The sequence below is a fragment of the Buttiauxella sp. S19-1 genome, from assembly GCF_022134725.1.
Classification (GTDB): domain Bacteria; phylum Pseudomonadota; class Gammaproteobacteria; order Enterobacterales; family Enterobacteriaceae; genus Buttiauxella; species Buttiauxella ferragutiae.
The window spans coordinates 1-12,753 of record NZ_JAHWLU010000037.1 but is presented as its reverse complement, the minus strand read 5'-3'; the positions used below and the strand labels follow the sequence as shown (position 1 = coordinate 12,753).

At 51.4% G+C, this 12,753-nt stretch carries 10 protein-coding genes; 8 read left to right on the top strand and 2 right to left on the bottom strand.

Translation table 11 applies throughout. From position 1 onward, the window contains the following. Nucleotides 1–5: 5 nt before the first annotated feature. The 6 genes from MES37_RS10605 (at nucleotide 6) to MES37_RS10580 (ending at nucleotide 6,881) form a co-directional block, all read left to right on the top strand. Nucleotides 6–881 carry a carbohydrate ABC transporter permease gene (locus MES37_RS10605; RefSeq protein WP_237931281.1) on the top strand — a complete coding sequence of 292 codons (876 nt, stop codon included), beginning with the start codon at nucleotides 6–8 and terminating at the stop codon, nucleotides 879–881. Beyond that, the gene (locus MES37_RS10600; RefSeq protein ID WP_237931279.1) at nucleotides 878–1,708 is read left to right on the top strand and encodes a carbohydrate ABC transporter permease; all 831 of its coding nucleotides are present in this window, start codon (nucleotides 878–880) and stop codon (nucleotides 1,706–1,708) included. Before MES37_RS10605 ends, MES37_RS10600 begins: the two co-directional genes overlap by 4 nt. A gap of 13 nt (nucleotides 1,709–1,721) precedes the next feature. Then, nucleotides 1,722–3,302, top strand: a complete 1,581-nt coding sequence (locus MES37_RS10595) for a glycoside hydrolase family 13 protein (RefSeq protein ID WP_237931277.1) — start codon at nucleotides 1,722–1,724, stop codon at nucleotides 3,300–3,302. After that, nucleotides 3,289–4,347, top strand: coding sequence for a glycoside hydrolase family 130 protein (locus MES37_RS10590; protein ID WP_064543264.1), 1,059 nt, complete (start codon nucleotides 3,289–3,291; stop codon nucleotides 4,345–4,347). The genes MES37_RS10595 and MES37_RS10590 overlap by 14 nt, the downstream gene beginning before the upstream one ends. Further along, a complete protein-coding gene (locus MES37_RS10585; RefSeq protein WP_237931275.1) occupies nucleotides 4,348–5,286 on the top strand; it encodes a DUF1861 family protein in 939 nt (312 codons plus the stop codon). 200 nt (nucleotides 5,287–5,486) lie between these two features. Then, complete coding sequence (locus MES37_RS10580) at nucleotides 5,487–6,881, top strand: carbohydrate porin (protein ID WP_237931273.1); 1,395 nt, start codon at nucleotides 5,487–5,489, stop codon at nucleotides 6,879–6,881. A gap of 460 nt (nucleotides 6,882–7,341) precedes the next feature. Here the strand turns inward: MES37_RS10580 and lsrK are convergent, their stop codons facing one another. Both lsrK and lsrR read right to left on the bottom strand, forming a co-directional pair. Further along, on the bottom strand, nucleotides 7,342–8,934 hold the full coding sequence (gene lsrK / locus MES37_RS10575) for an autoinducer-2 kinase (protein WP_133522263.1): 1,593 nt from the start codon (nucleotides 8,932–8,934) through the stop codon (nucleotides 7,342–7,344). A 40-nt stretch (nucleotides 8,935–8,974) separates the two neighbouring features. Further along, nucleotides 8,975–9,946, bottom strand: coding sequence for a transcriptional regulator LsrR (gene lsrR, locus MES37_RS10570; RefSeq protein WP_064543273.1), 972 nt, complete (start codon nucleotides 9,944–9,946; stop codon nucleotides 8,975–8,977). A gap of 231 nt (nucleotides 9,947–10,177) precedes the next feature. Between lsrR and lsrA the strand changes: the two genes are divergently transcribed. Beyond that, nucleotides 10,178–11,659 (top strand): autoinducer 2 ABC transporter ATP-binding protein LsrA, encoded by a 1,482-nt coding sequence (gene lsrA / locus MES37_RS10565; protein ID WP_162303071.1) that lies wholly within the window; start codon nucleotides 10,178–10,180, stop codon nucleotides 11,657–11,659. Then, nucleotides 11,656–12,687: an autoinducer 2 ABC transporter permease LsrC gene (gene lsrC, locus MES37_RS10560; protein ID WP_064543277.1), complete on the top strand. Its 1,032-nt coding sequence runs from the start codon at nucleotides 11,656–11,658 to the stop codon at nucleotides 12,685–12,687. The genes lsrA and lsrC overlap by 4 nt, the downstream gene beginning before the upstream one ends. The last annotated feature ends 66 nt before the right edge of the window (nucleotides 12,688–12,753 follow it).

The following is a 12,753-nucleotide window of genomic DNA, read 5'->3' as shown; positions in this document are numbered from 1 at the left end:
TCACGATGCGTAGAATTCGCATAAGCGACGCTTCATTAGGAGGTTTATTAGCCTCCTCGTGGCTCGGATATTCCGTGTTGTTTTGGTTTTATCCGTTTGCCTGGCTGGTGATATTAAGTGTGACGCAGTGGCAGTTTATTGGCACTCCACGCTTCAACGGCCTGTATAACTTTATCGGCGTAATGCAGGATGAACTGTTTTGGACATCCATGCTCAACGTGCTGCGCTTTTTGCTGTATTACATTCCAATAGTTTTAGTTGCTTCATTACTTTTTGCTGCCGGATTAAAACGTATTAAATATGGAAAGGGATTTATTGCCCTGAGTTTTTTGCTGGCAAATGTCTCATCCGGTGTCGCTTACTCCATCGTTTTTTCAAAACTGTTTAGCGAATATGGGCCAATCAATAACCTCCTGCGAGAATGGTTTGGTTTTGCCATTCCCTGGTTTACTAACCCGGACTGCGCGATGTTATCCATTGCTCTAATTGTGACCTGGAAATTTGTCGGTTATTACGGCCTGATTTTATATTCCGGCATGATGGCCATTCCAAAAGATATTTATAGTGCCGCTACACTCGATAAAACCGGTGCTTTCAAACAGCTTTACGCGGTAACGCTCCCGATGATGAACGCACAAATTATTATGGTGTTGGTTCTGGCGATTACTGTTGCGTTTGGCATCTTTACCGAGCCGTATCTTATTACCGGCGGAGGCCCATTAAATAGCACCACAACACCGATGGTAGTGATGTACGAAGTTGCATTCCAGAACATGAAACCGAGTTGGGCTGCCACTATGTCAATTATCGTGGCTCTCTGTAGCTTTGCTTTAATTTGGATATTACGTCGCCTGTTTGAAAAAAATATTGAGATAGTGTGATGAAAAAAATAAACCCCCTGAATTTTTTGATTCATGCACTGATGCTTATCCTCGCCATAAGTTGGCTATATCCCTTTATCTGGATGGTTATCGCATCCTTTAAAGATACTGCGCAAATCTACACCACGGGGTTATTTGATGGGCGCTTGTCACTCGATAACTATACGTTCTTGTTTGATAATAGTGCCAGAGCGGATAAACCCTTTTTGCGTACCTTATTTAACTCGCTGTTTATCGCCGTCACCATTACCGCCAGCGTGACGCTCACCTCCACGCTTGTGGGTTATGCGGTGGCAAAAATGCAGTTTCGTGGGCAGAAAGCCTTTAAAAACCTGCTGATCCTGCAAATGGTTTTCCCGGCGTTCATGTTCATTATTCCGCAGTTTGTCCTGATGCGTGAGCTGGGTTTAATCAACAGTTACAGCGCGATGATCCTGCCTTTTATGATGAGCGCATGGGGCATCTTTATGGTGTCACAAAGTTTTAAAGGCACGCCTAATGATTATATTTATGCTGCGAAACTCGACCACGCCAGCCTGTGGGGAATATTGCGCCATGTGATGATGCCGCTGAATAAATCGATTCTAGCTATCGTCGCGCTATTCACATTTTCCAGTGCCTGGGACAATTTCCTCTGGCCGTTGATCGTGATGCGTGAAGCGGAAAAAATGCCGTTCTCAGTATTGCTGGCAACGTTCAGCAAATCGTATGGCGTTTATCTCGGGCCGGTGATGGCTGGTGCCGTAGTGCAAACGTTGCCAGTGGTTATTCTCTTTATCTTGTTCCGTAAATATTTCCTGCAGGGAATGTCGCTGTCATTAAAATAATAGGGATCTGGAGATGGATAATTCCCATTGGTGGAATGAGACAGTTTTTTATCAAGTCTATTTACCGTCATTTCGTGACGGTAATAATGATGGATTAGGTGATTTTTACGGCTTACTGGAAAAAATAGACTACCTCGCAAGCCTTGGCGTGAAAGGACTGTGGATAACGCCTTTTTACCCTTCGCCACTGGTCGATAACGGCTACGACATCAGCGATTACTGCGCTGTAGACCCGCGTTTTGGTGATATGGCGGCGTTCAGCGCCGTACTGCAAGCGTGCCATCAACGGGGCATGAAAGTGATTATTGATGTGGTGATTAACCATGTCTCGTCTTTGCATCCGTGGTTTCAGGATGCCTGGAACAATCCTGCCAGCCCGTGGCGTAATTTCTTTCTGTTTAGTGACGCCCCCAATAATTGGCAATCATTCTTTTCTGGCCCGGCATGGAGCAAAGAGCCGGATACCGGCCAGTATTACTTCCATAAATTTTCCCCGCAGCAGGTGGATCTCAACTGGCGCAATCCGCGCGTCGAGCAGGAAATTTTGCAGATGCTCGATTTCTGGATAGTGCAGGGCGTTGATGGCTTCCGTTTTGATGTGATCAATTTCCTCACCACCGACGGCATCACGGCGGATAACCCGCAAAGCGAAGGTGAGCAGCAGCACCTCAACGATATTAATCAGCCTGGTTTATGCGCGGTACTGGCGCGCTTATGTCGCCATGTCCGTCAACAAGGCGACTACTTTCTGGTGGGTGAAGTGGGCAGCGAAGACCTCGATGTGCTGCAACGTTATCAGCGCCCCGAATTGTTGGATGTGGTGTTTAACTTTAATCTCGGCAGCCAGAAAACCTTTTCCGCCACCGCGATTTATCAGCAACTGACGGCGATGGAAAAACAGTTAACGGGTGTCCCGACGCTGTTTTTCTCAAGCCACGATATGCCGCGAATGATCAGCCGGTTTGGTGAGTCAGAGCGAGATACTGCACGCGCCATTGCTGTGATGGCGCTGCAAATCACCGCCCGTGGCGTGCCGTTTATTTTCCAGGGCGAAGAGAATGGTATGACCGATTATGTGCCTGAATCTCTGGAACAAATTTATGACATTCAGGGGCGCACGCATTACCACTCCGCGCTGGCCGACGGACTACCTCCAGGCCAGGCATTAGTGCAGGCGATTCAACATTCGCGCGATGGTTCGCGTTCTCCATGTCAGTGGCGGAATACGCCGCACGCCGGGTTTTCATCATGCCCGCCATGGATACCCGTTAACGCTAATTATCCCGAGGTGAATGCGCGGGCGATGCAGGACGACCCAGATTCTATCTTTCATGCTTATCAAAAGCTTATCTTGCTGCGTAATCAGTCACCGGCATTGCAGCATGGCGAATATCAGTTTCTGGAATGCATTCAACAATGCCTGTGGTTTGCCCGCCGCTTTGGTGACGAAACGGTGATGGTGGCGATTAATTTTGGCATGGAAATCAGCAACCCCGGCCGGGAAATCGCCGGGGAACTGTTGTATGGCGAAGATGCGCCAGTGCTCGGAAAAAATCATATTGTTATTAAGAGGACAGTTCATGGAAAGGAATAGCAAAAACCCGTTGATCACACCGGCAGATATCAAGCCATCGCACCCGTCAATGAAAGTAGAGTGTGTTTTCAACGCTGGAGTCACTGAATTCAACGGCGAAATTATTCTTCTACTGCGTGTAGCCGAGAGCGTAATTAGTGATTCGCCGCAGACAATCCATGTGCCTTTACTGGAACAGCAGGGCGATAAATGGGTTTGTACGACACGCATCTTTGACCGTAATGATCCACGTTTTGACTACAGTGACCCGCGCACTATCGTGAATATCGATCAGCCGGACGAAGTCTATTTAACCTCGATGTCCCATCTGCGGTTAGCACGTAGCCGTAATGGCATTGAATTCGTTATTGATAGTGAGCCGTTTATCTTCCCGGATAATCAATATGAGCAGTTTGGCTGCGAAGATCCGCGCATCACGGAAATCGACGGTGTCTGGTATATCAACTATTCAGCGGTGTCGTGTTACGGCATCTCGACCGCATTAGCGGTGACGCGTGACTTCCGGACTGTTGAAAAGCAGAGCGTCATTTTCTGCCCGGACAACCGTGATGTTTGCTTCTTCCCTGAGAAAATTCACGGCAAGTTTTATGCCTTAACCCGCCCGGCACCGAAACACTTTGGTAAGCCGGAAATCTGGTTAAGTGAATCACCGGATCTTCTGCATTGGGGTAATCATCGGCATTTACTGGGTGCTTCCGGGGATATTTGGGATGCCCGTAAATCGGGTGGTGGTGCCCCATTACTGAAAACAGATCGCGGCTGGCTGGCGATTTATCACGGTGTTGATGCCAGCCAACGTTATTGCCTCGGCGCACTGCTGCTTGATCTTAACGACCCGACGAAGATCCTCGCAAAATCACCGGTTCCGTTGCTGCAACCTGAGGCAATTTATGAGCGCGAAGGGTTCTTCGGCAATGTGGTGTTTACTTGCGGCGCGCTGATTAAGCACGACACGCTGCACGTCTGGTATGGCGCGGCGGATGAATGTATGGCGCTGGCAACGCTGCCATTGACTGAACTCTGGCAACATTTACGGCTGGCATGAATGAAGAAAAATCCCACTGTTAACGCGCTGCTGGCGGCTTATCGCCAGCGCCGTCCCTACCGTCTTGCGTGTCATAAAATAGAGTTCCATGGCGTGGCGGGGTTTGATGTTTACAACCCGACGAAGCCGTTCCGATACCAACAACAATGGATAATGGCGGCGCGTGTTGAAGCTCGCGAAAGTGAGTTGTCACAGGTGCGTTTTTTCCGTCTGGAAAATTTTAAATCGGCTTATTTACTGGAAGATGCGCCAGTTTTTGATTTGCAGGATCCGTTTATTTGCCAGGTCGGCGGAGAGATGGTTTTCGGTGGTGTTGAAGTGGCTTTCACATCACCTGGCGATCGGACCCTGATCTGGAAAACGCGTTTTTGGCGCGGTAAAGATCTCGCTTCGTTGCGTCATTTTGCCGATGGTCCGCCGGGCATGAAAGACATTCGGCTGGTTGATTTAGAAGATGGGCGCATTCTGCTGTTTACCCGTCCTCAAGGTGCGTTGGGTGGGCGCGGCAAAATTGGCTGGAAAATTATCCACACGCTTGAAGAGCTTACACCGGAGGTTATTGAACAGGCGCAATTGCTGGAACATGTTGATGCGTTGTCGTGGTGCGGAGTGAACGAAGCGTGGCTCAGTGCACCAAACTGCGTTGAGGTACTGGCGCATGTTGCCTGTTTCGATGAGCAAGGGAATCGCCATTACTACGCCGCAGCTTTTAGTTTTGATGTGTCTCAGCGGCAAAGTTCGCCAATCAGAATTATGGCTGAACGGAATGATTTTCTGGCCGGAGAGGCAAAACGTAGAGATTTAAGTGATGTGATATTTCCTGGGGGATTACTACTAAAAAATGATAATACAGTGTTGTTATTTTGTGGCACCAGTGATTGTGAAGTACAGGTGTTACTAATAGCTAAAAATCTTTATGGGATTTACCTCGCAAATTAACCATTGGTTGCCCCTTAATAAATAATAAGATGATAAAAAGAAATTGCTTTAATTCACAGCAGCAAAGCATTTAGTTTATCAATATAAATACGAATTGCATTCATGGTAATTATTCTGTGTTGTTTGCATTACGTAATAAGTCACACCCAATTAATTGTTCTCATAAATGTTTCATGAACTATATAAGGATATAGGTGATTATGAAAAGAAAAGCTTTGGCTTTATTTATCGGCCTGACGATTTCTACTGGTGCATTAGCAGCGAATAAATCAACGAGTAGCGATTTGGAACAACGTCTGAATCAATTAGAGCAACGTCTAATCGCTGCCGAACAGCGTGCTGCCACTGCGGAAGCCGAAATCCAACAGATTAAAACCACCCCTAAATCCGCTCAGACTACGGCACCGGTTCAAGTGGTGAGCGAACAATCTGTTAATGATAAAGCTGATAACCAATCACCGAAATTATCTTTAACCGGATATGGCGATTTAAAAATTTATGGCGACGTAGAATTTAATATGGATGCCGCCAGTCGCAGTAATGGCCTGACATCTGTACGCCGTAGTGCCAATACTAATTGGGCTGATGGCAATAACGAACGTTGGGATATTAATGGTCGTTTATTATTGGGCTTTGATGGTTATCGCCGCATGGAAAATGGCCAATTTGCCGGTTTCTCAGCACAGCCGTTAGCGGATTTAAGCGGTGATATGAATCTTGATGATGCGGTATTTTTCTTTGGGCAAGAGAACGACTGGAAAATAAAAGTCGGGCGCTTCGAAGCCTACGATATGTTCCCGCTGAATCAGGATACTTTTGTTGAGTATTCCGGTAATACCGCCAACGATTTGTACGGCGATGGCTTTGGCTACATCTATATGATGAAAGAAGGGCGCGGGCGTAGTGATTCCGGTGGTAGCTTCCTGATGAGTAAAACCATCGACAACTGGTATTTCGAATTCAATACCCTGCTGGAAGATGGCACTTCGCTGTATCAAGACAAGTCTTATCATGGCAATGAACTGACCAAAGACAAAAATGTTGCTTATCTGCGTCCGGTGATTTCCTGGTCGCAAGATGAATTCTCAGTTGCTGCTGCGATGGAAGCGCAGGTGGTGGATAACGCATACGGTTACAAAGATGCCAATGGCCAAATGGTGGATCAATCGAGCCGCACCGGTTATGGCTTAACCATGACGTGGAACGGACTGAAAAGCGACCCGGATAACGGCATCGTTGCCAACTTCAATACTGCCTACCTTGACGCCGCCGATGAAACTGACTTCACTGCGGGTGTCAACGCACTGTGGCAGCGTTTCGAGCTAGGTTATATCTATGCCCACAACGACATTGATAAGTTTGATGTCAACTCGGCGATGGATACCTGTGAAGACGACTGCTGGATAACCAATGCGGGGACTTACGATATTCACACCATCCATACTTCGTATCAATTCCCGAACGTGATGGGCATGAAGAACTTTAATATTTATCTCGGGACTTATGTGTCGTGGGTTAGCGCTGATAATGACGGCAGCGATGGCGACGACAATACCCGCTATGGCGGGCGTGTGAGATTTAAATATTATTTCTAATGTGAGTTAGCTTGCCCTCATCCTATCCCCCAAGAGCTGTCTCTTAGTCACATCTTTGAAGGACGGTTCCTGCTGATTGGGAGAAGGTTTCGTTCACCGGGCGATTTAAGCCGGACCCGAAAGTCAAAGTCAAAAGCCAGAGCGGTTTTGACCTTGTCCCCGGCTTCAATCGCGCCGTTTTTACCCTTCAGTCGGGGTCACGTGGCCGGGAGCCACGTGAGAGAGCGATCGTCGGGAACGAATCGCGAACGACCTCGAATGTTGGGTGAAAAACGGTGTTTACCGCTTTAGCGGCGATTGATTTGCCGGGCGCCTGGATTATCAAGGGGTTGGCGTTAACCCCTTGATACGTTCACCGTTTTCGGGAATTAAAGAGATAGCTGAACGCACGGGTGAACGGAAAATCAGCGAGGCTTGCAGATCTGACCCTGACAAGATTGCCAGAGCAAGTTGTGAGCCCTCAGGGAGAGGGCCGGGGTGAGGGTGGCATCACCAGGCCAGGAGCCTGCCACATCGACGTCGTCAAACCACTATCAACCAGCGTTAACTGGTCGGCATAAACTTTCATCCATTTGCGTTTCATCTCGTCATACAACCCGCGATGTGCCTGATTAGGTGTAAATTCACGCTGCCATTGCACCAGGCGCTCGCCTGCATCAGCCATATTATTAAACAACCCGACACCGACGCCTGCGGCTATTGCACAACCCAATGCTGTCGCTTCTTTGACAACCGGAACACGCACCGGTAGGCCCGTCACATCACTTAAAATCTGGCTCCACAACGCGCCTTTTGAGCCGCCACCGGCAAACACCAGCGACTCAAACTGAATGCCCGAAAACCCGGAAATTTGCTCAAGATTGCAGGCCGACACGATCGCTGCATTCTCTTCCAGTGCTCTGAATAATGTCGCTTTGTTGCACTTTTCGGGGTCGATGGAGAGGTTAATAAACGACGGCGCTGCGTGATACCACTGCTTGAAGTGCATCGCGTCGGAGAAAATCGGCATCACACCGTGCGACCCCGCCGGAACACGCGCTGCCATCTCCTCGAGCAAAGCGTAAGTATCCACGCCAAGCCTTTCGGCCAGCAGTTTTTCTTCCGCGCAGAAGGCATCCCGGAACCAGCGCATCGTCAGGCCGGTAAAAAAGCTGATGGATTCGGCCTGTACCATATTGGCGATAACATGTGGATTGATACGAATGTTCATATCCGGATCGGTTTTGATCGCTGGCAGATTCACTACCTGTTGCCAGAAGGTGCCACCCAGCACTGCCGCTTGCCCGGCGCGCACCACGCCAAGCCCGAGGCAACCCAGTTGCACATCGCCGCCGCCCATCACCACGGGGGTTCCAGCCAGCAAACCACTCTGCTGTGCGGCTTGCTGGGTCACGGCTCCCAGCACGCTGCCGGTTTCTTTTACCGGAGAGAGAATATCCGCGCGCAGCCCCGCCATATCCAGCAATGCGGGCTGCCAGTCGCGGGTGGCTAAATCCAGCATACCGGTAGTTCCTGCGTTGGAAGGGTCAACCGCCAGCTCACCGCTGAGTTTGGCCGCCAGCCAGTCGCTGATCATCGTCACGGTCGCCGCCTGGCGATAAATATCCGGGCGATGATGTGCAAGCCACAGCAGACGCGGCATGGCGCTTAACGCCAGCGTCTGACCGGAAACGTGGTAAACCTCGGATTCAAACTGATAGTCGTGGATCTCCTTTAGCTCGGAGACTTCACGGCTGGCACGGGCATCAACGTTGGCACAGGCCCAGATAGGTGTGCCATTTTTATCGTAAAGCACGATCCCTTCACGCATCGAACAGCAGGAAATTGCGCTGATAGCACCAGGGGGAAGGTGGGCTTTTTGCAGTGCATCACGGATGCACTGGCAGGCGAGCTGCCAGTTGGTGATGAGGTCAAACTCCATCGAGCCGGGGACATCGGCCACGCTCAGGTGTTTCCATTCGGCCTGGCCGACGGCAATCTGGTGGCCTGAAGTATCGAAGATCACGGCGCGGATGCTGCCCGTTCCGGCGTCCAGTGCAAGTAAATAACTCATCGCCATTCCTCTTATGAGCGCGGCTGGCGACGAATCAGGTTTAATCCGCCAACGCCAGTACCGCCCGCGCAGTCTCTTCTTCCGTCACCAGGCCATTGATATGCTGGCCTAGCAGTGCGGCATAAATCGCGTCCGCTTTGTCTGTCCCGCCCGCAACACCCACAATCGTCGGGAGATGCGCCAGGTCATCAAGCGTCACGCCAAGTAGTTCGCGGTGAATTTCCAGTCCTTCCACCCGTTCGCCATCCGCTTGCAGGAAATAGCCAAGAATATCGCCCACCGCGCCTTTGCGGGCGTACATCAGTTGTTCGCCTTCGCTGATATAACCGGAGCGCAAAATGGTGGCATCGCGCTTTTGATTAATCGCCCCAATCCCGACCACCGCGACATCGGCGGCGGTAGCCGCAAGAATCACATCGCGCACGCTGGATTCCATGCGCAAAATCTCGGCCACTTGTGGCGATGATACCCGCAGCGGTGCCGGGATCATGCTGACACTGCAAGCCGCATCTAACTGGCCGATGCCGGTCATATAAGGCCCGACACCGCCGGAAAGCGTCACCAGGCGAATCTGCTGCGAGCTGATAAAGCCGCTCAAATGTTGCAGGCAGTTCATGGTCGCTTCGCCAAATCCCACCGCCAGTAATTGCCCTGGCTCCAGAATGCCCATCAGCGATTGTGCCGCGCCAATCCCCAAGCGGGTGTTCATCGGCGGCGTGTTATGCGCCGGAAGCACTCGGGCGATTTTGAGACCGAAACGCTGCTGCAACTGAGTTTCCAGCGCCAGGCACCCTTCAAAACGCGAGTTAATCTGCACGCGAATCACGCCAGATTGACGGCCTTTTTCCAAGAGTCGTGAAATCTTTAACCGCGGTAAGCCGAGGCGCTCGCCAATGTCGTTCTGCGTCAGCCCGTCGTGGTAGTAAGACCAGGCTACACGCGCCAACAACTCCTCTTCTGCCATCGGCAAGGCGGCTAGTTTGCCTTCTTCTGCTGTTCGTTTATCGCTCATATTTGAACTCTTCTTAAAATTTAGATCATATGTTCGAAGATGCGGGGCAAGAAAATGTGAAGCACACGGCAAAAAGATCATTTTCTGATACCAGGGGTTTAGCCGATCTATTTAAAAATTTTGTGATCCCAGTCCGGTTGTAAAGATAACCCTGCGTCTACGCTTTTGAACATTATTAATTCAATTTCTCTTTTGTTCAATTGTGGAGTGCCGATGCCCAACACCACCGCAATGCTGGAAGCTCATCACATCAGCAAACAATTTTCAGGCGTCAGCGTTCTGAAAGCGATTGATTTTGCTCTGTATGCCGGGCAGGTCCACGCATTGCTGGGCGGGAATGGTGCCGGTAAGTCGACGCTGATGAAGATTTTCGCCGGGGTCGAAACCGCGGATAGCGGTGAACTGAAGGTGCACGGTAAAGCATTTGGGCGGCTTAAACCGGGTCAAGCGCATGAGCTGGGTATTTACCTGGTGCCGCAGGAACCGATGTTGTTCCCCAATTTGACGGTACGTGAAAACATTCTTTTTCGTCTGCCGCGGCAAAGTGACATTGAAAAACGGCTGCAAGAGAAAATGCGCCAGCTTGAGTGCCAGATCCCGCTCGGTGCCACTGCCAGCACGTTAGAAGTGGCCGATCAACAGATGGTTGAGATCCTGCGCGGTTTAATGCGCGAGGCGAAGATCTTGATCCTTGATGAACCGACCGCCTCTCTCACACCAGGTGAAACCGAACGCTTGTTCCGCCAGATCCGCGCGCTACAAAACCTCGGCGTCGGCATTGTTTTTATCTCGCACAAATTGCCGGAGATCCGCCAGATCGCCAGCCATATCTCGGTGATGCGCGACGGCGCGGTGGTGCTACAGGGCGAAACCGCACAACTGCTGGATGAGCAGTTAATCAATGCCATGACGCCACTCGACCGCAAGCATACGCTGAGCGATACGCAAAAACTGTGGCTGGCGCTGCCGGGAAACCGCCGCACGCAGCCGCAGGATTTTCCGGTATTGCGCGTTGAAGAACTCACCGGAGAAGGTTTTATCGATCTCAGTTTTGAGCTGTACGCCGGTGAGATCGTCGGCCTTGCCGGGCTGGTCGGATCCGGGCGCACCGAGTTAGCTGAAACGTTGTATGGCCTGCGCCCGGTGCGTGGAGGCCGGATCTATCTGGAGAACCGGGAAATTAGCGGCGACCGGACGAAATCACGCCTCGATCGTGGGCTGATTTATCTGCCGGAAGATCGGCAAGTTTCCGGTCTTTTTCTGGATGCGCCGATTCGCTGGAACACCGTCGCGCTCAATGAGGCGAGTGTCTGGCAGCAAAGCAAGCGGGAAGCAGCGGTAGTGGAACGCTACCACCGGGCGCTGGGCATCAAACTCAATAATGCCGAGCAAACTGTGCGCACGTTGTCCGGCGGTAATCAGCAGAAAGTCCTGCTGGCGCGCTGCCTGGAAGCCAACCCGTTATTGCTGATCATCGACGAGCCGACGCGCGGCGTGGATGTAGCAGCGCGGGCGGATATTTATCAACTGATCAAAAGTGTCGCGGCGCAAAACGTCGCGGTGCTGATGATCTCATCCGATCTTGACGAGTTCAGTGGGCTTGCGGATCGCGTACTGGTGATGCATCAGGGCGCGATGAACGGCGAATTACGCAAACCTTCGATCACGGTCGAAAGCATGATGAGCATGGCGTTTGGCGGAGGTAAAGCATGAAGAAATTGCTCCGTAACCGCGAATTGAGCGCACTGCTGGCGATCGTCGCCCTGTTTGCCGTGCTGGTGGCGCTGAATCACAGCTATTTCAGCTTGCAAACGTTAAGCATGATCTTCACCAGTGCGCAGATCCTGATCCTGTTGGCGGTGGGCGCGACGATGGTGATGCTAACGCGCAACATCGACGTTTCGGTGGGATCAACCGTCGGCTTGTGCGCCATCGCGGTAGGGGTTGCGCTTAACAGCGGTTACGGCCTGCCAGCGGCGATGCTATTTGCATTGCTGATTGGCGCAATTGCAGGGTTTTTTAACGGGGTGCTGGTGGTGTGGCTGCGCATTCCGGCGATTGTCGCCACGCTGGGCACGCTCGGGCTTTATCGTGGCGGCATGCTGCTGTGGACCGGCGGAAAATGGATTGAAGGGCTGCCTGCCAGCCTAAAAGCGCTCTCCGAGCCGGTTGCTATTGGGGTTTCACCGCTTGGGTTTTTGGTACTGATTGTGGTGGCTATTGCCGCCTGGATGTTAGCGCGTACCGCCTTTGGTCGCGATTTCTACGCGGTGGGTGATAACCTCGCCGCTGCGCGCCAGTTGGGTGTTGCGGTCAATCGCACCCGTCTGCTGGCGTTCACGTTTAACGGCATGCTGGCGGCCATCGCCGGGATTATCTTCGCTTCACAGATTGGCTTTGTACCGAACCAAACCGGTAGCGGGCTGGAGATGAAAGCTATCGCCGCCTGTGTGCTGGGCGGCATTTCATTGCTCGGCGGCACCGGAACCGTGATTGGCGCATTCCTCGGCGCGTTCTTCCTGACTCAAATCGACACCGTCTTAGTGCTGTTCAAACTGCCGGCCTGGTGGAATGACTTTATCGCCGGACTGGTTTTGCTCGGCGTTTTAGTGCTCGACGGGCGCTTGCGACAGGCACTGGCTCGCCACCAACGGGCGCAGAAATACAGCCGTTTTGTACCGCCATTGCCCGGAGCTAAAAACGTGCGGCAATTTCCCCGTAAGAAAAAGGATGTGGCGTAAATGAACAAGCTGAAACTTAACTGGGAAGTGGCGCTGTTACTGATTCTGGTGGCGGAGATTTTACTG